The sequence below is a fragment of the Nakamurella panacisegetis genome, assembly GCF_900104535.1.
Lineage (GTDB): Bacteria > Actinomycetota > Actinomycetes > Mycobacteriales > Nakamurellaceae > Nakamurella > Nakamurella panacisegetis.
This window is the reverse complement of the sequence record NZ_LT629710.1, coordinates 4143721-4165479: the sequence shown is the minus strand read 5'-3', so window position 1 is coordinate 4165479 and position 21759 is coordinate 4143721. Positions and strand designations below refer to the sequence as shown.

Below are 21759 nucleotides of genomic sequence, written 5' to 3'. Positions count from 1 at the left end.
CCCGTCCGCTCGGCGAGTGATCGCCGCCGGAATCTGGCCCGGACACCGGGAAAGATCTCCATGGTTCCGCGGATCCAGATGATCACCAGGATCACCCACAACACCATCAGGTCCACGACGTCGCGCGGCGTCCACGGCCGCGCGATCGACTGGTAGGCCAGGAACGGGAAGTTCTCCGGGGGCGCCACCCGGGCGAAGTGGCCCCAGTAGTGGTAGATCCGGGTCAGCACCACCCCGCCGGCGATGTTGTAGACGGTGGCCCAACCGAACCCGATGATGTAGCACGCCAACAGCGGCCACACCGAGTACTGCACACCGAAGCTCACGGCCAGCACCAGAAAGGTGATCAACGACCAGGCGACTGCAGGCAGGACGGTGACCGGCCGTCGCCACACCGCGATCGCCGGGACGACCGCGGCGATCACCACCGACAGGGAGCGGCCCGGACCAGCGAGGAACCGCACCCACCAGGGATCGCCCACCCAGTGACCCAGCTGCAGAATGCCCCATGCGGATGGGCCGGTCCCGGCGTACCCGATCACGTCGTGAAGCACGGCATGGAACTGGCCGATCAAAGCGGGGCCCCAGGTCAACACCAGGACCACGCCCGTCAGACCCACGAACCGGTAGAAGTCCACCCGACGGGTCCGCCACGCATAGACCGCCAGTGCCGGAATCACGACCATCGGAATGATCTTCACGCCCACCGCCGCCGCGATCACCGCACCGGCCAAACCCGGCCGCCGCCCGTCGATGAGCACCCACAGGGCCAGGAACGTCAAGAAGGTGAACACCGGATCCGTATTGCCGTGGAACCCTGCCACCCAGAACAGCACCGGACTGGCCGCCACCGAAGCTGCGGCCCAGGTCGCCTCCCGCAGGCTCCGCCGACGCCGCAACAGGGCAAACACCACATAGGCCGAACCGACATCGGCCAAGCTGGACACCGCACGAATGGTGAACCGATAGGGGATACCGGCCGACTGCAGGAGATTGACGACCCACAGGTAGTAGCCGACCAGCGGCGGATGGTTGTAGAGCGGACCCGAGGTCACCGCATAGATCCCCACCGGTCCGTGCTGCCGCTCCCAATCGACGAAGTCACCCCAGAACAGAATGTCCGTGGATCCCAGGGTGTTGGCCGCGAGCCACAACTTGCACACTAGAACCGGCACTGCAACCAGGAGAATCACCCGCCGAGCTCGCTTCACGGGGGCGGCCGCCGCCGGAGATCCCGCCCCCCACTTGTCCCACGTCATCGGCGGAAGATACCCCGGATCAGTCCTTCGATCGGCCATGTCCGGCCACCGGCGCGGCACAAGAGGCCGAGTGCGAGATGTTCCTGGATCTGGGCCGTCCGTGCCGACCGGTGCTGACCCCGTGGGTCCGGACACGGCGGGGATCGGGCGTCGTCCCGTTGTGTGCCATGGTGATCAGCATGACCCAGCTCGTCGTCTCCGCGTTGTTGTTCGACCTCGACGGCACTCTCGTCGACTCCACCGCCAGCGTCGAGCGGAACTGGCACAAACTGGCCGACGGCATCGAGATGCCGTGGGAGGACGTTGCGCCGTGGATCCATGGCATTCCGGTCCGCCAGGTGCTCGCGCGGTTGCGGCCGGAGATGCCCGTCGAGGACGTCGAATACTGGCACCACTTCATGGTGGAAGCAGAATCCAGCGACACGGGCGATGTGATGCCCATTCCCGGTGCCGTGGCCGCGTGGGACGTCCTGCCGACCAGCCGATGGGCGATCGTCACCAGTGGCGGACTCCGGCTGGCGACATCGCGGATCCGGGCGGCGGGCTTGCCGATGCCCAGGTACCTGATCACCGCGGACGACGTAGCAGTCGGAAAGCCGAACCCGGCGCCGTATCTCATGGGTGCCGAGAAGGTCGGCTTTCCGCCGTCCCGTTGTCTGGCCTTCGAGGACGCGCCGGCCGGAATCGCCTCCGCTCGTGCCGCCGGGGTCCCGGTGATCGGGATCGCCACCAATCACGGTGATCTCGGCGTCGCGACGGTGCGTGATCTGAGCGAGGTCGAGTTCTCGGCCGACCGCACGGGTGTCGTCGTCACCTACTGAGCGGTCGGAGGTGTCGGGCGGACGTCCGGATCGTGACCCATCAGGATCGCCCCGGAGATGACTCCGACGAGGTGACCGGCGCGTGGCGCCAGCGCAGGCTGATCGTAGGGCCATGCAAGTGCAGCGTGACGCACGACGCACTGCTCGGTAGCCGGTGCTGCCAGCGGTCGCGGGTCCTAGTCTCGATCCCTGATTGCGACGTCGAGTGCGCTCATCAGCTGCGACAGGCGGGACCTTCCTTGCGGTGCAGCCGGATATCGTCGAAGCACATCAGGAACAGGGGACTCGGCTCGCCCGGCGAGAGCGCCGATATCGTGGCGCCCGGCCGCGCCCTGGGTAGCCGCTCGCAGCTCGGCCACTCGGGCAGCACAGGCCGCGGCGCGGAGAATGTGACCGACCTGCGTTGCTCTTGCGATCGGGTGAAGGTAGGCGGCGGCCGCGGCGTCGCCGCAAGCGAGAGCGGCCAGCTGCGCTACTTCCGCGGACATGTCCTTGGCCGCTCGGTGTGCTGCGACGGCGGTCGTTCGTTGGAGATTCGTCCGGACAGCCCCGTCGGCAAACGCTCGCGCCGCGTTGAGTGCTTGCCGGGGCCGCGCGTCCTCCGGGGCCTCCGTCTCGAACTCGGGAAGCAGGCTCTGCGCGCAGTGGGTCGCAAAGCGGACCACCGCTCGCAGCTCGTCCATCGTCAGGTCGAAGTCGCCGCCGTTCGGTGAGGTCATGCATCTATTGTCACGGCCGTCAATGCCCTTGCGCGTCAAGTGACGCGGAATGTCAATGATGCGCCGTGAAGCGGAATCTCGACCGGCACGGCGCCACCATGGCCACCGGTCTTTGGTCGCTCGAGCCGCGCGTCTACGCCAGCGCGAGAACGAGGCCGGACGCGACGAGTACCGCCGCCGTGAGTCCGTGCACGCCCAGCGCCGTCGCAAGCTTCCCGCCATTGGTGCGGACGATGAACGCATCCCCGAGGGCGGTGAGCGCAGCGGCGGTCAGAGCCCAGCCGAGAGCATGCGTACCGGCGCCGGCCCAGACGGCCAGTACCACCACCCCGGACGTGATGTCCCGGACGCCCTTGATCTCGGTCAGGGCACGAACGTTGCCCGGAGCCACTCCGAAGTCGATCGTCGCCTTCCGTGGCGACAGGATGAAGCGGATGCCGAGACCGATGATGGCGACAGCGGCTATGACGGCGATGACGAGTGCGGCAACATGCATGATGAAGAGCCCTTCCAGGTTGTCTAACGGCGTTATCTAACGATGGTAGTCTACATACATGTCTCCTCGCCCCGCACCGGATCTCAACTCGAGGCGCGACCAGGTCATTCGGGTCGCCCGCGACGTCGCCGAGCGTGACGGCTGGCCTGCGGTCACGATGCGGCGCCTGGCCGGCGAGCTCGGCGTGACCCAGCCGGTCCTCTACTCGGCCTTTGACAGCAGGCAGGCGCTCGTCGACGCAGTGGCGCTCACCGGCTTCAGCGACGTCGCTGCCGCACTCGACGCAGTCGACGCCACACCCATGTCACGGATGCGCGCCTACCTCGACTTCGCGGCGGCGCACCCGCGCGTCTACGAGGCGATGTTCTCGCTGCCCTCCGGGTTGGCGTTCGCGGCCGACGACACCCCTGAACCCCTGCAACGTGCCTTCGCCGGCATCCGCGAGGCATTTCCCGACGCCGACGGCACCCGGGCGGAGGTTGCCTGGGCGGCGCTGCACGGCCTGGCCACCCTCCAGGCCGGCGGCCGCCTGCCGGAGAGGTTGGCGCAGGCGCGGCTCGACCTCACGCACCGCATGCTCACCGACCCCAGCACCGATCACCGGACGGGTGCGCCGCCAAAAGACGCGTCGTAACAGCGATCGCACGGACGCTGTCCTCAAGGGCACGCTGCAGCCCGCGTCCGAGCCTTCCCTTGCCGGTCGTGGCCGTATCAAACCGGGTCCGGACTCCTGCGACAGAGGGATGTCCGTCGTACGGAGTTTCACCCCAACGCCGACGCCGATGGCTTCGTACGAGTAATTCTTGCAGCATCGGAGTATTCACCGCTCCCGGAAGTGTACGAGGGTAGATACTGAAGGTCCTACGCCTTTTCAAAGGAGTTTGCTCGATGACGATACAAATGACTGTCTCCCGTTCACCGCCGGTCATGAACATGATCTGGTCCGTCACTAGTCGATCAACTTTCCCATAATTGGAATAGTTCGAGGATTGGATTTGCTATGAGTGGTGGATATGTCTCGTTCTACAATGCATCGTCAGTCTTTTCTGATGCTGAACTGCAATCCGTGGTACCGGACCTGCAGTCGCAGATCTCCAATGAGTTCTGGTGGTATTGGGGTATAGACTGCTACCTGGACATCAACGGGTGGGGCGCGCCGATCATCATTGTCGATTATCCGGGAGCAAGTGACCCGCAAGGGGCTCTCGGATACCACTGGATCGACAACAACTTCCAACCGTACGCGGTCATTTTCGCCGGACTGTGCAACGACTACGGGTACGCCGTCTCCGGTGTGCTGTCGCACGAGCTGATGGAGATGGCTGCCGATCAGCAGGCGGATACCTGGGCCCTCTACGATTTCGGTGATGGGACAGGCATCATCATCATTCAGGAGGTCGCCGACCCCTGCGAGAACTCCCTGTACTACGAGGCACCCAACGGCAACATCGTGAGTGACTTCGCATTGCCCGGATGGTGGCAACCGGGCTACCCGTACCAGGTCGACTTCCTCGGCGCGATCTCCGGCCCGTGGGCTCTGGCCTCGGGCGGATACATCACCTACGACTACATCACCCTTGGTCCCTACCAGCAGGCGTTCGGCGCCAAGCTTCCTGCCACGAAGGACCCGCAACGTGACCTGGCACGGTTGGCGGAGCTGTCCCGCCAGCGGATCGCTGCCAGTGGAAACGCGCGGGTGGATACCGTGGCCCGCTTGCGTGGGCACCAGGAGGCCGCCGGGCAAAAGCAGTTGCTGGACACTTCCGGCCGCCCGTTAGGGAAGGGCCCGGACAACGGCGCGGCCCGGAGGGTACAGGCCCCGATGGTCGAGGAGACCGGGCGCGGTGCCTCCAAGATCACCGTCGTGAAGCGGGCAGACGTCCCGCAGATCAGCCGGCAGGGTGGCCAGACCAGCGGGGTTCCGGATGCGGTCACGCAAGCCCGCTCGTCGCAGCCTGCGGGCCGGCGGGTGAGCACCCCGCGTGCCCGAGAGCAGCGAGCGGCCGGCCCGAAAGTGCAAACGCCGGCGAACACCTGAATCCTCGTCTGAGGCGGGATGCCGCATCGGCTGAGCCCCAGACATCCGTCAGGACCACCGTGCCGCCCCCCGGGCGGTAGGAGGACGCGCGGTGGCTCCGGGCTGGGCTGCTCGGCGTGGACCTCGGATGGTCCATTCTTTTGTCGTGATCAAATCAGCGGACAGAATTCGGCACAGGGAGGCGGCCTGTCGCGAAGTTGTTGTGAAACTGCGAGGAACAGCCGTGCCGAACCGGTTCCAGGATTCCCAAGATCGGCTCTGTGGCCGTTCGGCTCGCATTTTCGAGAGAACTGTGGGTCAGCGGCCTGACGGCGCGCCAAGGCGCACAACGACCGTCTCGCCCTCCGCAACCGGGTGGAAGCCAGGAAAGGATCATCGGGCTGGTGACGGCGGCGGCGCGCCTACCGGCAGTAGCCGCAGGTAGTGCTCCAGTCGACCGACGGCGAAGTCGACGAAGCTGTCCGCATCCAACAGCCGACAATGCGCCCGGCCGATCTGGCCCACCGTCGTTGTTCCGAGTTCCTCGAATTCCAGGCCGACGCGCGGAAAGAGGGTGTCAAGGTCATCGGCGACGTCGGGCGCCTCGATCCAGACTCGTTCCCCCTGGACCCTCATCGGGAACCGCCGCAGCTTTCGTCGATGCAATGGGCAAAGGCTCTCAGCGTGGTGCAGGAAGGTGTTGCGGTTGTGGCCCACCCCGAGCAGCAGAATGCGGCCGTTCAATCTGCGAACAGCAGCGAACGGAGATTGGCGGCCGACGGCGTAGCCAAGGGTTTGTTTCGCAACGATCTCTGCCGCCGCAGGTCCCTGCGCGATCACCGACACCTGCGGATGAGTGCTGCGCACCGTGTCCGCGGACTTGCGCAGTGCCTCGGAGATCGCGCCCATCTGGCTGGGGCCGGTCGCGTCGAAGTCGGGGACGGCGTCACGCCCGTGTTGGGTCTGGGCACAAAGTCCGCTGGTCTGCGGTGATGGATCAGCGATCCGCGGTGTGAACGCCGGCATCACCAGCGTGCCCGACCGACCGACGGCGGTGCGAAGACTAGAGATGATGCCCTGAGCACCGAGGTGAACTGGGCCGAACGCCGACAGTGAGCCGTGGACCATCAGCACGTCTCCCGGGCGCACGCCAAGTTCTTGCCAGGACCCGGCCAGGTCTTCATTACTCAGTGCCGGTTGGGATGACATCACTCCATCTTGTCCAAAGTCCGACACCTTGCCAACCGGCGCGAGTGCGGACGACGGGATGAGCTCCTCGCTGCTTCGGCTAACAGAGACCGGCTGCACGCACGCGCCGGCCCGCCCGATTCGATCTGTAGCTCTCTGGCTTCTTCTCCGGGGTTGGCTTGCGAAGGCGTCGGAAGCTCAACAGATCAGGTGTCGCCGCGGAATACCTTCTTGGCCACGGCCATGGCTGCCATGGCTTTTGGCCAGCCGGCGTAGAAGGCCAGGTGGGTGATGGCGGCGATCAGTTCCTCCTCGGTGGCACCGTTGTCCTCGGCGTAGCCGAGGTGGTAGGCGAGTGGGTCGGTGTTGCCGGAGGTGACCAGGGCGGCGATGGTGACCAGGCTCCGGTCACGTGGGGCCAGGGCCGGGTCCTTCCACACGTCGCCGAACAGGACGTCGTCGGTGTAGTTGGCCAGGGCCGGCGCGAAGTCGCCGAACATCTTCTGCGCGCCGGACGGCTGCGGGGTCGTCACATTGACCTCCTCAAGATCATTCAGGGTTGGGGTCCTGTGGTGATGGATGGCGTCGTGGGTCAGTGCTCGACGAGGGCCATGTGCTGCTCGTTGTACCGGTCACCGGCGACGCCGACCCGGGCAACCATGGTGTTCAGGTCCGACACGTCGTCGGCCGACAACCCCACCGCGGTGGCGCCGGCGTTCTCGGCGACCCGTTCGATGCGGCGGGTGCCAGGGATCGGGACGATCCAACTGTGCTGGGCCAACAGCCAGGCCAGCGCGACCTGACCGGGGGTGGCATCTTTCGACCTGGCGAGTTCGGTGACGTGGTCGATTAGAGTCTGGTTGGTGGTGCGGTTGCCGGTGCTAAACCGCGGGATCGTGCTGCGCACATCGCCAGCGGTGAACTGCGTGGTGTGATCGACGGTGCCGGTCAGGAAACCCTTCCCCAGTGGACTGAACGGCACAAAACCGATGCCCAGTTCGGTCAGGGTCGGCAGCACCTCGGCCTCGGGATCGCGGGTCCACAGCGAGTATTCGCTCTGCACCGCGGTCACCGGGTACACCGTATGGGCTCGCCGGATCGTCGCGGCAGAGGCCTCGGACAGTCCGAAGTGACGAACCTTCCCGGCGGCGACAAGTTCACCGACGGCACCGGCGACGTCCTCGATCGGCACCGCCGGGTCGACCCGGTGTTGATAGAACAGGTCCAGGACGTCCACGCCGAGACGCTGCAGGGAGGCGTCGGCGACTCGGCAGATCTGCTCCGGTCGGCTGTTGAGCCCGATGGACTTGCCGTCCTCGATCTGCCACCCGAATTTGGTGGCGATGACGACCTGGTCCCGGATCGGCGCCAGCGCTTCGCCGACCAACTCTTCGTTGACGTACGGGCCGTACACCTCGGCGGTGTCGAAGAACGTGACCCCCAGATCGACGGACCCGCGGAGCACGCTGATCATCTCTTCCCGGCTGCCCGGATTGGGGCCGTAACTCTGCGACATTCCCATGCAGCCCATGCCGATCGCCGAGACCTCGAGTCCCTGGCCCAATATGCGCGTGTGCATCTGCTCGTTCCTTTCAAATCAAATCGGCGGTGGCGGCCGACGGAGTCGGCCGCAAAGTGATGGCCCGGGTGGCCGGAGTGGTCATCGCGACGTGCCCGCCGCGGCCGTACTTGTGTCTGCGGAAAGGTTCGTCGGGGTGGCGGACCAGCTGGCCAGCAGGCGTAGTGCTTCGTCGGTGCCGGTGCCCGGCTGTGGGGTGTAGACCAGCAGGGACAGTCCCTGCTCGGCGAACAGGTCAAGCGCCTGGTAGGCCAGGTAGAGATCCCCGACGTCGGGGTGGTGGAAATGCTTCTTGCCGCTGTAGTGCTGCTTGACGTTGTGGGCGGCCCACCGCTGCCGGAACTCCGACGATCGGGTCGACAGGACACCGACGAGCGCGGTCAGGTCCTCGTCGTATGGTTCCCGGCCCGCCTCCGAGCGCAGAATGGCGACGGTGTCGTCGGCTGCGCGGTCCCAATCCGGGTAGAACCGGCGCGCGCGATCATCGAGGAACGCGAAGCGGGCCAGGTTCGGCGGCTCGATCCGGTCCTGGAACATCTCTTCGTACACGGCACGGCCCAACAAGTTGGTGCCCAGCACATCCAGGCGGCCGTTGCGGACGAATGCCGGGCCGCCGGTGAACGCGTCGAGGGTGGCCTGCACCTCCGGGCGGACCTGCTGCGGGCGGTGCCTGGCCCGCTTGCGCGGCGCCCCTTGCGCGCGGGCCAGGTCGAACAGATGTGCCCGTTCGGCCTCGTCCAGCTGCAGGGCACGTCCGATCGAGTCCAGCACTGAATCGGAAGCGCCGCGCAGGTTGCCGCGCTCGAGACGGGTGTAGTACTCGACGCTAACTCCGGCCAGCACAGCGACTTCGCGGCGACGTAGTCCGGGAACCCGGCGCAGGGTGCGGTCGTCGACCAGGCCGGCGTCGGCCGGGGTGATGCGCCCACGGCGGGAGACCAAGAAGCCATGCACCTCGCTGCCGTTGTCCATGGCTTCGACGTTAAACCCGCAGCCCGCAGGGGTGGGAGCTTCTGCTGTTACCCCTCACGGCAGACCACCTCACGACAATCCGGGCGAACCGGCCAGTCGGGACAGCTCGGTAGGGCTCACCTTGGGCCAAGATCCGGATCCGCTCCGGGTTGTCGACGAGTTCGCAGAGCACCCTTGGATCGCCGTTGAACGGCGGGAAGTTCGGTCGCCACAAACTCTCAACGCTGCCGAACCAATGGCGTGGCCAGGTGGGCATTCGCCGCCCGTGTTGATGCCGTCCCAGTCATCCCGGTAGCGGGAGGCGGCCCGACCTCCGACCCCTGTAGGTGCACTTTTGTTCCCACGATGAGTCGAGGGGCAGCAGGGGATTGGAGCGAGTTGAGTTGTCGGGAACCTAGTGATCTCGATCGGTCGGATCCGGGCGGTCAGCCGGGTGGACGGGTCCAGGCACCAAGCCAGCACCGACGGCCATCGACCGTATCCGGCGGTCAGATCCGGGTGACCGGCCCCGGGGATGACATCGGTGTCGGGGCGGCCGGGATACTCCTGATCGATGGGTGCACAGGCCACCGGCCCGTGTTCAAGTCAGAGCGCCGACGGCCCGAGCGATGACCAACAAGGAGGTCAGCAGCGCGGCGGTCGCCTGGATGCCCATCAAGATCTTGAAGCGGCTGGACAGGGGCATAGTGTCAGTCGGGCCGAACGCGCTGGAATTGGTCACGGACAGGTAGAAGTAGTCGACAAAGGTCGGCATCCAGTCGGCCACCTTGCTGGAGCCACGCGACACCTCGACGACGGTGTCCCGGTCCTCGTCGTGCGAGAAACGTACGTCGGCCAACGGGATCTGGTTGCGCGGCAGCTGGCTTCGGGCCACCGGACCGCCGCGGTCGAGCTCCCAGTAGAGCAGTCCGAAGGCGATCACGTTGGTCACCCAGACCTGCAGCGCGGCCAGCAACAGACCGCTGCCGGACTTGACGCTGCTGTTGACCAGCTGGTGGATCAACAGCCCGAGAGCCGTGACGTTGGCGACCGCAATGAGGATGGCCAGTCCGATCGAGGCGCGCCGCGACCACCGCGTCTCGCGTGTCAGCCGCCACGGGTTGGTGCCGATGAGTGCCACCAGCAGGGCCAGTTCGAGGATCGGGACCAGCAGTCTCGGACCGAGCAGCAGTGGCCCGGGCAGGAGGGCGTAGAGCAGACCGGCGAGCACGACGGCCAGGGCCGGCGGCAGCCGGTTCTCACCGCGCCCATCCTGCCGGGAACGGTGTCCGGGGTGGGCCGACACCGGTATCTCTTCCTCGTTGTTGTTCTGACCGGGCATGGGGTCAGCTTCGCACCTGGGGGTCGGGCCCGCGGGGCGTGGGCGGCTCTAGCCATCGAGGTCGGCCAGCTGGTGCAGTCCGGAGCGCTGGCCGTTCGCCGCCCGCACGCCCTAGTCGACGGCCCGGGGATGTTGGTCGAGACTCATCTGACGACAGGATCTGACGGTGGTCTACCGGCGATCGACGGCTCCTTATCGCCCAGGGTGGCCGGGTGGCCGGGCTGCGAATGGCTCGATATGACCTGGCGGCGACGGGCCCGTCGAGGGCTGCAGAGTTCGAGGCCGGCCAGGCTCAGCGCGTACCGTGCGGGAATGACCGAGCGGTCACTACCGGAGATGGCCGAGGTTCAATCGACCTGGCGACTCATGACCACGCGCGCGAAACTCGAGATCCTCGTCATCTGCGACGCATTCGCCCCTGCACGCCGTTTTCGCGCTCGAGCACCTGCTCTTTTCGCGGCCGCCCGGTTCCGAACGCTCGTTCAACCTCATCCCTTGCGGGATCGACCCGACACGATGTGACCCTTCTACCCATCTGCCGCTGGAGGGTTTGCGACCGGGGGGCGACCTGATCCCGGCCGACCGGTTGCTGAAGATGGTCATCGGTAGCCTGGCCAGCCGGTTTCGGGCGCTCTCGCGGGGCCGACGACTCCTACGCCCTGGTCAGCGTCGTGCTCGGAACTCCGTGCGATACCGCTGCGGGGGAATTCCGTGCGCGCGCGCGAACGACCGCGAGAACGCGAACTCCGATTGGTACCCGACTGCTCGAGCGATCTCGTGCACGCGTCCGCCGGTCTCGCGCAGCCGGTGTGCGGCGAGGTCCATCCGCCAACGCGTCAGGTAGGCCGAGGGCGTGGTTCCCACCGTGGCCGTGAAGCGGCGGCTGAGCGTGGCGCGGGAGACGTGCGCGATCGAGGCGAGTTCGGGAAGGGTCCAGTGATGCTCGGGCCGATCGTGCAGCGCTGACAGGACGAGACCGACAACCGGGTCGGCCAGACCTCGGAGCCATGACGCATCCGTGAAATCGTTCTCCAGCAGCCAGCAACGAAGCACCTGGATGAGCAGCACTTCCACGAGCCGGTCGATGATCGTCTGGGATGCCATGCGTGGCTCTGACGTCTCGTCGCTGAGCAGACGAATGGTGGATGCCACCGATCCCTGGGCAGCTGCCGCCGGTATCGAGATGATCTCCGGCAGCAGGTCGAACAACGGCACACCGCTGGCTGGATCGTGAGCGTAAAAAGCGCACAGCACCCGAGTCGGCGCTGGCCTGTCACCGAGCAGGAGGACGTCACCCGGCTCCTGACTCCGGGCGTACGCCATCCGGTCGAACGGAACGAGCGGTTCGTCGGGGTCGCTGGCGAAACCATGAGCAGCGCCCCGGGGCAGGAGGACGACATCACCTGGCATGAGTCGCACGGTCGGGTGGCCCGGCACAGTGAGGTAGGCCACCCCTTCGGTGACCGCGTGGAAGGCCGCCTCGGAAACGGCGTCGACCTGTACTCCCCAGCGAGCGCCCGCATCGATCGGCGCGGTGAGGGATCCGCGCACGCCGGCCACTGCAAGTACATCTTCAAGTGGTGTCACCTTCCGATGCTACCAACATGCTCAGAATAGACACTTGTTGAGACGAATGGGCATGAGATCGATCCGCTGAGTCATTCCGCTGCTCACCTGCAGTTCGTACGCTCGATATTGCGGTCAGGGAGCCAGTCAGGGTCCCGGCGCACGAACAGCGAGGAAATCGACCTATGTCACGAGTATTGATAGTTCTCTCGGGAGCGCGCGTCTGGAGCCAGAGGAACGGAGTGCAGCGTCCCACGGGGTTCTGGGCCGAGGAGTTCGCCGTTCCGCATCAGCTGCTCTCCGAGGCCGGCGTTGACGTCACCGTCGCCACTCCGGGCGGCCGAGTCCCGGCAGCGGATCAGGTGAGCCTCTCGGCTGCCGGGAACAACGGTGACGCGGCGAAGGCGGATCAGTTCGCGGACTACCTACGTTCGGTGCAGCACGTGCTCGATGCCCCGGAGCGCCTGGAAGACATCGACCCGGCCGCCTTCGACGGAGTTCTCATTCCCGGCGGACACGGTCCGATGCAGGACCTCGCCGTCGACCCCGATATCGGTCGCATCCTGATCGCGATGCTCCCCGACCCGACAAAGATCGTCGCCTCGCTCTGTCATGGCCCAGCGAGTTTCCTCGCCGCAGGCGACGACACGAGTTGGTTGTTCACCGGCCGGCGGATGACTGCATTCACCGACCAAGAGGAACAGCAGACTGGCCTGGACGCCAATGCCCCATGGCTGCTCGAGAGCCGACTGCGGGCCGGCGGAGCGACCGTGACCGGGGGCGTCGCCTGGCAGTCGCACATCGAAGTGGACGGCAACCTGATCACCGGCCAGAACCCGGCATCCGGCGAGGCGGTCGCCCGGACCCTCATCGAATTGCTCGGTTAATCCGGTCGGATCACCGCAGGCCGGACAGCTGACCCGCAACACTCAGAGTGCTGCGGGTCAGCAGGCGTGCTCGTCGAATGTAGATGCTCGGCTGCAGTGTCATCGGACTGGGCGTCTGTCGATTTGCTGTGGGCGGCAGCGGCCGACTGAGGTGATCGGGCCGAGGCGCTTGTCCATCCCCATCAAGATCGGCGGAGCGTTGGCGACAAGCAACTCCCGGCGCACTCAAAAGGGACTCGGACCCGCAGACGCGGATAGCCTCCGAACCGGGGGCCGCCCAGGCGTTCTCGGCGAACAACTCCGGCTGGTCGGCCACGCCGAGGACGACCAACGCTGGTTTCTACCGGTCGAGCCCGGCCCGGATAGCCCTGTGCTGACCGTGACAGGTCCGTACGCTCTGCTGTGGGGCCCGTCGCGTCAAGGTCGCGCCGTGTTTGGGATGATCCGGCCAGTGGGGCGACGGGCAGGCGGGGTGGCGAACGCCGGCTGGCGGCAGACCTTCGAGCCACACCGGCTCGCCAGGGGCAGGACGGCGGACCGAACCGTTGCCGACCGCGGCGAGGACCGTCGAAAACAAAGCACTACTGTGCCGTCGGTTTGATGAGTTTCAACAGCCAGAGCCACCGAAGAGAAAGCGCTGACGTAGAACGGCAGTTGGGTAGTCCGGCTCCCACCCTCGCCCATGAATCGTTCAGCAGGAAGCAATTACGGCCGTGGATAATATCCCTGGCCATCTGAGATGGGCAAGGGTCCGTTTCCCGCCGCTGCCGGCCGCGGGCCCTGGCGCTCCGAAGCGCGAACTTGCGTCCGCGCAGCGCGATGCGCGGAGACCGGCAAGCTGCCGTAGATGGCGCCAACTGGAACTACATCGCCCTGTCCACGATGGATCTCTCTCTACTGCGTCAAGCCCTAACCAAACGAACCCTGGAGTTCTTCGGCTTGACTCAACGCTTCGCAGGCGCGCCTGGCGTCTGCGCATCCTGCTGACGGCGGTTGGTCGCTTGGCCACTGAGTGCGCGCCTACCATGCTGACGCAATAGGCCCGCCGCGCGTAGGATGCAGCCGTCCGCGCGTGAACGAAGATTGAATCTGTCGACCGAGCGAGGTACCGACGTTGCACCCGAACGAACCGTGGCTAGGCATTGAATCTTGGCTCGCTGTGCATGCACGCGCCACGTTCGATGGACTCCGTCCTGGTGCCACCAATGCGGATGTCGATGCGTTGGAGAGTCTTCTTCAGCAGACTTTGCCGAGCCAACTGCGGGCGTTCCTACTTGTGCATAATGGTGCTGATGTGGCCGGACCGCAGAATCGGCACTTTGGCTGGGTCCTTCCGGGAGGCGAATCTCTAGGTGTTCATGAAATTGGTGAAAACTGGTCGCTTATGACGGGTATCGGCGAAACATTGCGCCAGGAGTACCCAGACGAATATGACGAAAGTGCCGGTGCCGCGGCGGCCACGCCAGGCCTTTACTTTCTGCCTTCGTTCATCCCGATCGTTGATCAACTGGATGGCAACTATCTCTTTGTAGACAATCGGCGCGGCGAGAGCACGGGGTGCGTGGGCATATGGTCGAAAGATGACGTGCCCTACTTTCCGCCGGAGTGGTCATCGGTCGACCTCTTTCTTGAGTCGACCAGGCTCGCCCTCGTCACCGGGAAAGTGGCCTGCATCTATCGGCCAGTCGTCGAGGAGCAGGCGCTCGACTGGGAGTTCGCCATGCCTGAAGGTACTTAAGCCGTCAACGAAGTGGTGATGATGCGACCTTGTCCATCGACGGTGGTGCATGTGAGAGCTGTGGTGCACGAGATCGATAGGAGGCCGCCGGGGGCGGTGGTGAGTTGACTTGGGGCGCTCCAGGTAGTGCCGGTGAAGACGGTCTAGTCCATGTCGTGGGTCCTGTCGATCGACAAGCCGGTCGGGTCGTGCCACCAGCTCAGGATGTCGGGTCCAATGTCGGTGACGTTGGAGGAACCGACGACGGCGCACCGTTGGACATACCCGCGGTTGATGGGGTGGTGAGTGTCGTCGTGGTCGTCAGGCCGTAGCCGGCGAGCGTCGGCATCTCACCCGAGGCGGTGTATCGGCCGTTGGTGGCGATTGGGCACGCGGAATCGTTGATCTTGACGGTCACGGATGGACCTGAGGGGTAGACGAACACGACTATCACCACAACACGCGGCGAGATGAAGCAGTGACGGGCACCGACGCGGAGCCCGTTCAGTCCAGCGACCGTTGCGGCCAGATCACGTCCGGTCAACGTCCCGGACTGGTGGAGCTTCAACCCGCCGGTCGTGGCCGCTGCATCGTAGGGGGTGCCGCGTGTCCCGTATTGGCACACAACGGCTGAAGTGGGTGTGTCAGGCACCATCACCTTGTCCGCTCCGGCACGCGCAGCACCCTGCGGCCACGCGTCGACCTGACCTGCGCACGAGGGCAAGGTCGGAGCAGCAACATCAGGGGCGCTGGGTCGCGCGAGCAACAACGCCGCAACGACGATCGTCGCCACCGCCGCCGCGACCGCCGCCACTGGCACGAACCATCGCACAGGACTTACAGAGGTCACGGAATCCGACGACGCCTCAGGGACCACCGCACCGGCAGGGGCGTTGGCCGCCATCCGAGACAAAGCCGCACGGACAGCCGTTTCCAACTCGGAGTTACTGGACTCTCGACTACCTTTCACATCAAACGCCACGAACAACACCACCCTCGGTCTGAATCGGATCGGGCTGTTCACGCACTACCGACGCGGTCGCCCGCAGCTTGGCCAGAGCTCGGCTGCTCTGACTCTTCACCGTGCCCACCGAACAGCCCATCGCTTCCGCGGCGTCCGTCTCGGTGAGATCCAGGTAGTAGCGCAAGATCAACACCGCTCGCTGCCGTGGAGGCAGCAACCGAATCGCCGCCTCCAACGACAGCCGCGATGCCACGTCCGGTGACTCGTGTTCGCCCTCGGGGACATCAGCATGGGGATGCTCCCCGGACCACAACCGGCGGCGCCAGCTGACAAACCGGGTAAACATCACCTGATAGACGTAGCCATCGACGTTCGACACCGTGCTGACCCGAGCCCACCGCTGCCACACCCGCAGCAACGTCGCCTGCACCAAGTCCTCAGCCAGCTCAGCATCACCGGTCAGCAAATAGGCAGCGCGCACCAGCCCTGGCCGGTGCGCCCGCGCATACTCCTCGAAGCCCTCAGCGGTCACGTCTGTGTTCCCATCAATAGTCACCTCTACCTGATGAACGCGGCAGCTGCCATGAAAGGTTGCCTGGCAACGTTGACCAGGCGCCCGCCGTGCCGATCCGCAGGTGCCGACGGGCTGACCGTTCGGACTCCTACTGGTGCTCTGAGACGCCGCACCGTCCCCAAAGAGGTGTAGTCGGGGAGAGGACGCCTACCTCGCCGACTGCAGGTAGACCCGTCACCTCGTGGTTGGGGACGAGTCGACCGAGGCGGGGTGTGTCCGATAAACGGTGGATCTGGATCTGGGTCATGGTTGGTTGCTGCTCGGGGTGATGCGTCCTTCGAAGGTGATCGCGAAGGCGTTGAGCGCCGGCTTCCACCTCATCGTCCATCGTGCTCTGCCCTTGCCGGTGGGGTCCAGTGATCTGGTCGCCAGGTACAGACATTTCAGCGCGGCCTGCTCGTTGGGGAAGTGTCCGCGGGCTCGCATCGACCGGCGATAGCGGGCGTTCAACGATTCAATGGCGTTGGTGGAACAGAAGATCCGTCTGATCTCCACGTCGTAGTCCAGGAACGGCACGAACTCCGACCATGCCGACTGCCACAGCTTGGCGATCGCCGGGTACGGCGTTCCCCACTTCTCGCAGAACTCGTCCCGCCGCAGCGTCACCTCCGGTTCTGACGCCGCGGTGTAGACCGGTTTGAGGTCGGAAGCGATTGCCCCCCAATACTTCTTCGACGCATATCGGAAGGTGTTGCGGATCAGGTGGATGATGCACTGCTGCACGGTGGCCAGCGCCCACACCGTGTTGATCGCCTCGGGCAGGCCTTTCAACCCGTCGCACACTGCGATGCAGACATCGGCGACGCCGCGGTTCTTCACCTCGGTGAGCACCCCGAGCCAAAACTTCGCGCCCTCACCGCCGTCGCCGGCCCAGATGCCCAGGATGTCCCGTTCACCGCCGGTGGTGACCCCGATGACCACGTACATCGGTTTGTTCCGGACCTGCCCGTCGCGGACCTTCACCACGATCGCGTCGATGAACACGGCTGCGTAGACCTGGCGGTTTCTAGCGAACGTTGCGAATCATTGAGTTGCCAGTCGGCGGTCCCATCGTCGCATGAGCTGTGCTGGTGTGCGATCCGCCAGGCACAGGCGTGGTCGCGAGTTCATTTCCGCTGTTACCTGAGCGAGGTGGGCGGCGGTGATGAGCGAGAGGTCGGTGCCCTTCGGAAAGTACTGTCTCAAGAGGCCGTTGGTGTTTTCGTTGCTGCCTCGCTGCCAGGGTGAGTGTGGATCCGCGAAGTAGATTTTGATCTTGGTGGCCCGTTCGATCCGGTCGTGGTGAAACATCTCGTTGCCCTGGTCCCAGGTCAGTGTGCGACGCAGCGCTGGTGGCATGCCGGCGAACACAGCGATCAGTGCGTCACCGACGGATTGGGCCGAATGTCCGTCGGGCAGTGGGACCAGGACGGTGTGTCTGGTCTTGCGTTCGACCAGTGTTGCGATCGCAGACCGTTGTCCCGCACCGATGATGAGGTCACCTTCCCAGTGACCGACCTGACCGCGACGCTCGACCACGGCCGGCCGGCTTGAGATCGACTTCATCTTGGTCAACTGCTTCATCGCGCCTTCACGGGTTCGGCCCCTACCTCTGCGGTGGCGGTAGATACGGGCCGTACGCAGGTTGCTAGGGGTCGCGGCGCAGATCAGCCCGCGGTAGACGCCCGCGTAGATGGTCTCGGCGCAGACGTGCCAATCGGGTCGATTGCGGTAGCGGCGCCGCAGCCATCGACTGATCTGTCCCGGCGACCATCGGGTCTTGAGCTTGCCGGCGACCACTGCGCGAAGTTGGTCGTCCGCGGCGAATCGGTGCGGCTTGGGTCGCCGACGTCGCTCGTGGGCTTGGTTGTGGGCGAACCACGGCTGATATCTGCCGTCGGCCTTGCTGTTCCTGGCGATCTCCCGATAAACGGTCTGGAAGCTGCGACCGATGCGGGCAGCGATCGACTTCACCGGCTCTCCCCGGGCCAGCCCGTCGGCGATCTCGATCCGGTCGTCCTGATTGAGGTAGCGGTTGCTGATCGGCGTATCGACATAGCTCACGCTGCCAGCGTCGATGAACCACAGCGATCCGCAGCTCAAGGACACGCCGACCATCTCCGACGCCGCAGCCCCGGACAGGCCAGTTCGGATCAGCTCAAAATATCGTCGTTTGACCGCAGCCGGCATCTTGTTGGCAGCGAATCTAGGCATGTCGTACTCCGCTCGTCAGGATTCACGACGTTCGCTAGAAACCGCCCGCGGTCCAACGGCCGGTTAAACCACTCGTTCATCTCCTCCACCACCTTGTCGGTGATCTTGGAAATCGTGTCCCGCGAGATCGACGCCCCATAGACCTCGGCGAAGTGGGCAGAGATCTCACCGGTCGTCAAACCCCTTGCCGTCAACGACAAGACGATCTGATCGACCCCGGTCAGCCGGCGCTGCCGCTTCCGCACGATCTGCGGATCAAACGAGGCGTCGGTGTCCCGCGGGACGTCGATCTGCACCGGACCGATCTCCGTCAACACCGTCTTGGTTCGCACGCCGTTGCGGGAATTGCCGCCCTCCCGGCCGGCATAGTCGTGCTTGTCATAGCCCAGGTGCTCGGACATCTCCGCCTCCAAGGCGGTCTCCAACACCCGTTTGGTGATCTGGTTCAACAGCCCACCCGGGCCCACCAGGTCGATGCCCTGCGCCCTGGCCTGGACAAGGAGCGTTCGGCCAGCTGCTGCTGGTCCACCACCTCATCAGCCGTCACAGCGTCAATGGTGTCAGTCATGATCTGCTACCTCTCGGTCAGACCAAACCCAGATCCACCGTTAAACCGACAGTCCCGACCGTGCCCGGCGGAACCCAACCGACAGTGCGGAGTTGAGTTTCTGTTCACTGCTCCAGACGATGAAGGTGCGAATCGCGTGCCGGGTGGTCGTGCCGCCTGCGGGCCATTCGTCGATATCCGTCGCAGGTGGTGCCATTTCGCGAACTGTTCGAGGGGCCGCCGGACGGTGGGATCATCGATTGAATCGAGGCGGTGCTGCAGCCATCGTTCGAAGTGAGCGAGGTCGGGATGGCGGCGGGGGAGTAGGCCGTGGTGGACCAGAAGTTCGCGAATGTGTTCTCGCGCGGGACTCGCCCGGGCGTCGTCGAAGCCGTCGTGGTTGAGCCCGGCCAACGACCATATCGATCAGCGCGATGAGGCCGACCGGGACACAGTGGTCGGCATTCTCGACGTCGAGATCGCCGGCCACGTTGCCACCATCGGCACCATCGCGACCCACCCTGGCCCGCGTGCCGTCGAGTACTCGTTCAAATCCACGAACAAGAGCAACGTCAACGGCACCGGCTTCGCCTATCTGACCTCCGGCCCTGGGCAGGTCGGAACGAATGGATCGTGGACCCAGGGCAACGGAAAGAACTACAAGGGCACGGTACTCACCGTCGGCGTCGGTATGGGTGTCGTGATCTACGTGCCGCCCTACAACGGCGACCGCATGTGGGACGGCGGCAAAACCAAGGACGCCAACTGCAGCGCCACGACCTGCCACTACTAGAGATCAACCTCCGTTAACCTTTATCGATGACCATGTACCTGGACTGGACACCGATCGACCAGGCGACCATCGACTTGGCCGGCACCGACCTGGCGACCGCGGTCGCCGGCCGGGTGCCTCTGGATGGGCGAGACACCACCCAGGTACTCGAACGAGTCGACGTGAGCAGCGGGTGGCGGGAAATTTACGACGGGCCCGTCCCAGAAATCGGGCACGAACCCAACGAAACCCGTCCCCGTTGCCTCCGTTTCGCCGCTCCCGCCCCGGAGGGCAGCGACGGCTGGACATCGCTGACCTTCCAGATGCAGGAGAATGGCGAGTGGAGCACCATCTGCTCACCCTGGACCGCTGTGTACGAAGAAGGCGCCTGAGATCCACGGCACGGCAAGACGCCGACCGAGGTCTCTATCGTACCCGGGCGCCATGATGGTCGGCATGATCAAGGCACCAAAGCGCTGCATATTCTGCGGGCGGACGGGTCAGATGACGGAAGAGCACGCCTGGTCGCAGTGGCTGGGCGCGGGCATATCCGTCTGCGTTTCGTCAAGACTTGTGGCCCCACCCGTCGCCACGAATTCTGGCCCCGGCTGGACAGGCTGGAGCGCACTGCTTGATGCTTGGGGTGGACGCAGGGGACCCATCGGTTTCCGGATGGGTTGATGGAGGGACGGTCGGACATGCCGGAACAGGAGGTGGCCTGGACGGGGCGTCGACTCGACGTGATCGCGGCTCTTGACCGGCTAGCAACGATCAACCACGCCAACGTCTCGGACTGGCCCGATCTAACAAATGCCGTTCATTGGCTCATTGATGACACTTGGTGGGATCACCATCCGCCAGAAGAGGAGATTGGCTTGATTCTGCGGGATCAGACCGAGGCGGCTTCTATCAGCCTCGTTGTCGAGGCTGTATTGGTCGTTCTTGGGGACGTTCCTGTCGGCAGCCCGGATCGGGACTGTCTTGATCACCCTCGGTGGGACGATGTCGCCTCATTGGCGGTGGCGAGTCGCGATCTGATGGCCCGGCCAGTTTGAGGTTTGTTGGCTCCGCTATGTCGGTTGCGGCTTGGTCTTGCTGCCGAGACGGTATGACTGGCTGCCGGTTTCGATGATGTGGGCGTTGAAGGTGACGCGGTCGACGATGGCCGCGACGAGGCGGGCGTCGGTGAACACCGATCCCCATTCGCTGAACGGCAAATTTGTTGCCAATCCGATGGAGGCCCGTTCCTCCCGTTCGGTGATCACCTGGAACAGCAACTCGGCCCCTCTGGGGTCGATTTTGACGTATCCGACCTCATCGAGAAGGAGAAGATCCAGACGGCCGTAGCGGCCGACAACCCTTGACAGAACTCGTTCGTCGGCCGCTTCGACCAGTTCGTTGACCAGTTGGGCGGTGGTGACGTAGCGGACCCTGCGGCCTTGTTCGCAGGCCGCCAACCCGAGACCGATGAGTAGGTGCGACTTGCCGGTCCCGGAGTCCCCGAGCAGTACCACCGGTTCACCGGCGGCCAGGTAACCACCTTTGGCCAAGGTGGCCAGCTGCGCCGGTTGCAGGCCGGGGACCTGCTCGACCTTGAAGTCGGCGAGGCGCTTCAGCCGGGGGAAGTGGGCGTCGTTGATCCGGCGGGTCCGGCGCCGTTCGGACCGGTCATCGACCTCGGCTGCAGATATGGCCACCCTGGCGGCGGAACGCCACGGGACGCGCGACGTGCATCCGAATCGACTGCCCGAGCAATGCCGGCGATGATTGCGTAGAAGAGCAGATAGATTGGACACCAGCACAGCGCAGCCAGGACCGCGTCGAGAACCGAGAGGTTCACCTGACCAGTCGCGACAGCGACGAGCAGAATCGCCGCCACCACGCTGACCACGATAGGGCCGCCGCGCATCCAACGACGCCGAGCGGTATCTGACAGGCCGCGTCGCGGACCGACCGGTGGCGCAGCGTACGGAATCACAGGCGCAGCGTAACCGACAGGTAGAGGGCCGGAAAGCTTCCCGTCACAAACCCAATTAGCCTCCCCGTCGCGCGGATACGATCTGTCTGTCGCCACCGGCGGCCAGCACAGCAAGGCCTAGCGCAACTGCCGGACCAGCCGGACCGCCTGCTCCTTCTCCGCAGGCGAATACCGACGGGTGGTCGGCTT

General features: G+C 65.1%; 20 protein-coding genes and 3 pseudogenes. 8 read left to right on the top strand and 15 right to left on the bottom strand.

Annotated elements, in window-relative coordinates:
- Positions 1-338 precede the first annotated feature (338 nt).
- Positions 339-1259, bottom strand: a pseudogene (locus BLS97_RS24000) (glycosyltransferase family 39 protein); the annotation flags it as partial.
- Positions 1260-1438: 179 nt separating this feature from the next.
- Between BLS97_RS24000 and BLS97_RS18745 the strand changes: the two are divergent.
- Positions 1439-2080: an HAD-IA family hydrolase gene (locus BLS97_RS18745; RefSeq protein ID WP_157695530.1), complete on the top strand. Its 642-nt coding sequence runs from the start codon at positions 1439-1441 to the stop codon at positions 2078-2080.
- Positions 2081-2256: 176 nt separating this feature from the next.
- Here BLS97_RS18745 and BLS97_RS18740 read toward each other — a convergent pair whose 3' ends face one another.
- Entirely contained in the window at positions 2257-2799 is a 543-nt protein-coding gene (locus BLS97_RS18740; protein ID WP_090478942.1) for a putative immunity protein, read from the bottom strand.
- A gap of 133 nt (positions 2800-2932) precedes the next feature.
- Positions 2933-3295: a DUF4267 domain-containing protein gene (locus tag BLS97_RS18735; protein WP_090478939.1), complete on the bottom strand. Its 363-nt coding sequence runs from the start codon at positions 3293-3295 to the stop codon at positions 2933-2935.
- A 58-nt stretch (positions 3296-3353) separates the two neighbouring features.
- Between BLS97_RS18735 and BLS97_RS18730 the strand changes: the two genes are divergently transcribed.
- Positions 3354-3929 carry a TetR/AcrR family transcriptional regulator gene (locus BLS97_RS18730; RefSeq protein WP_090478936.1) on the top strand — a complete coding sequence of 192 codons (576 nt, stop codon included), beginning with the start codon at positions 3354-3356 and terminating at the stop codon, positions 3927-3929.
- A 366-nt stretch (positions 3930-4295) separates the two neighbouring features.
- Positions 4296-5333: a hypothetical protein gene (locus BLS97_RS18725; protein ID WP_157695529.1), complete on the top strand. Its 1038-nt coding sequence runs from the start codon at positions 4296-4298 to the stop codon at positions 5331-5333.
- Between the two features lie 372 nt (positions 5334-5705).
- On the opposite strand, the gene BLS97_RS18720 is transcribed toward BLS97_RS18725, so the two are convergent.
- From BLS97_RS18720 to BLS97_RS18690, 6 genes are all read right to left on the bottom strand, one after another.
- Positions 5706-6548, bottom strand: a complete 843-nt coding sequence (locus tag BLS97_RS18720; RefSeq protein ID WP_231988190.1) for an aminoglycoside N(3)-acetyltransferase — start codon at positions 6546-6548, stop codon at positions 5706-5708.
- Between the two features lie 158 nt (positions 6549-6706).
- Positions 6707-7000 carry a carboxymuconolactone decarboxylase family protein gene (locus BLS97_RS18715; protein ID WP_090482628.1) on the bottom strand — a complete coding sequence of 98 codons (294 nt, stop codon included), beginning with the start codon at positions 6998-7000 and terminating at the stop codon, positions 6707-6709.
- A 92-nt stretch (positions 7001-7092) separates the two neighbouring features.
- Positions 7093-8079 (bottom strand): aldo/keto reductase, encoded by a 987-nt coding sequence (locus BLS97_RS18710; protein ID WP_090478925.1) that lies wholly within the window; start codon positions 8077-8079, stop codon positions 7093-7095.
- Positions 8080-8160: 81 nt separating this feature from the next.
- Positions 8161-9051 carry a helix-turn-helix transcriptional regulator gene (locus BLS97_RS18705; protein WP_090478921.1) on the bottom strand — a complete coding sequence of 297 codons (891 nt, stop codon included), beginning with the start codon at positions 9049-9051 and terminating at the stop codon, positions 8161-8163.
- 580 nt (positions 9052-9631) lie between these two features.
- Entirely contained in the window at positions 9632-10372 is a 741-nt protein-coding gene (locus tag BLS97_RS18695) for a hypothetical protein (RefSeq protein ID WP_197676266.1), read from the bottom strand.
- Between the two features lie 663 nt (positions 10373-11035).
- The gene (locus BLS97_RS18690) at positions 11036-11959 is read right to left on the bottom strand and encodes an AraC family transcriptional regulator (RefSeq protein ID WP_090478918.1); all 924 of its coding nucleotides are present in this window, start codon (positions 11957-11959) and stop codon (positions 11036-11038) included.
- 221 nt (positions 11960-12180) lie between these two features.
- Here BLS97_RS18690 and BLS97_RS18685 point away from each other — a divergent pair, with 221 nt between their 5' ends.
- Both BLS97_RS18685 and BLS97_RS18680 read left to right on the top strand, forming a co-directional pair.
- Complete coding sequence (locus tag BLS97_RS18685; protein WP_231988188.1) at positions 12181-12825, top strand: type 1 glutamine amidotransferase domain-containing protein; 645 nt, start codon at positions 12181-12183, stop codon at positions 12823-12825.
- 1114 nt (positions 12826-13939) lie between these two features.
- The gene (locus BLS97_RS18680; protein WP_157695528.1) at positions 13940-14563 is read left to right on the top strand and encodes an SMI1/KNR4 family protein; all 624 of its coding nucleotides are present in this window, start codon (positions 13940-13942) and stop codon (positions 14561-14563) included.
- Between the two features lie 199 nt (positions 14564-14762).
- On the opposite strand, the gene BLS97_RS23030 is transcribed toward BLS97_RS18680, so the two are convergent.
- The 5 genes and pseudogenes from BLS97_RS23030 to BLS97_RS18655 all read right to left on the bottom strand — a co-directional run.
- Complete coding sequence (locus tag BLS97_RS23030; protein ID WP_157695527.1) at positions 14763-15524, bottom strand: hypothetical protein; 762 nt, start codon at positions 15522-15524, stop codon at positions 14763-14765.
- The gene (locus BLS97_RS18670) at positions 15514-16038 is read right to left on the bottom strand and encodes a SigE family RNA polymerase sigma factor (RefSeq protein WP_197676265.1); all 525 of its coding nucleotides are present in this window, start codon (positions 16036-16038) and stop codon (positions 15514-15516) included. The genes BLS97_RS23030 and BLS97_RS18670 overlap by 11 nt, the downstream gene beginning before the upstream one ends.
- Before the next feature lie 285 nt (positions 16039-16323).
- Positions 16324-17079, bottom strand: a pseudogene (locus BLS97_RS18665) (IS256 family transposase); the annotation flags it as partial.
- A gap of 24 nt (positions 17080-17103) precedes the next feature.
- Positions 17104-18273, bottom strand: coding sequence for an IS30 family transposase (locus BLS97_RS18660; protein WP_090476049.1), 1170 nt, complete (start codon positions 18271-18273; stop codon positions 17104-17106).
- A gap of 50 nt (positions 18274-18323) precedes the next feature.
- Positions 18324-18782, bottom strand: a pseudogene (locus tag BLS97_RS18655) (transposase); the annotation flags it as partial.
- Between the two features lie 390 nt (positions 18783-19172).
- On the opposite strand from BLS97_RS18655, the gene BLS97_RS18650 reads away from it, so the two are divergent.
- The 3 genes from BLS97_RS18650 to BLS97_RS18640 all read left to right on the top strand — a co-directional run bounded on the left by BLS97_RS18650 (position 19173) and on the right by BLS97_RS18640 (position 20647).
- Complete coding sequence (locus tag BLS97_RS18650; RefSeq protein WP_157695526.1) at positions 19173-19613, top strand: hypothetical protein; 441 nt, start codon at positions 19173-19175, stop codon at positions 19611-19613.
- Between the two features lie 26 nt (positions 19614-19639).
- Complete coding sequence (locus BLS97_RS18645) at positions 19640-19984, top strand: hypothetical protein (RefSeq protein WP_157695525.1); 345 nt, start codon at positions 19640-19642, stop codon at positions 19982-19984.
- A 306-nt stretch (positions 19985-20290) separates the two neighbouring features.
- On the top strand, positions 20291-20647 hold the full coding sequence (locus BLS97_RS18640; protein ID WP_157695291.1) for an SCO4402 family protein: 357 nt from the start codon (positions 20291-20293) through the stop codon (positions 20645-20647).
- Positions 20648-20662: 15 nt separating this feature from the next.
- On the opposite strand, the gene istB is transcribed toward BLS97_RS18640, so the two are convergent.
- Entirely contained in the window at positions 20663-21289 is a 627-nt protein-coding gene (gene istB / locus BLS97_RS18635; protein ID WP_197676264.1) for an IS21-like element helper ATPase IstB, read from the bottom strand.
- Positions 21290-21759 lie beyond the last annotated feature (470 nt).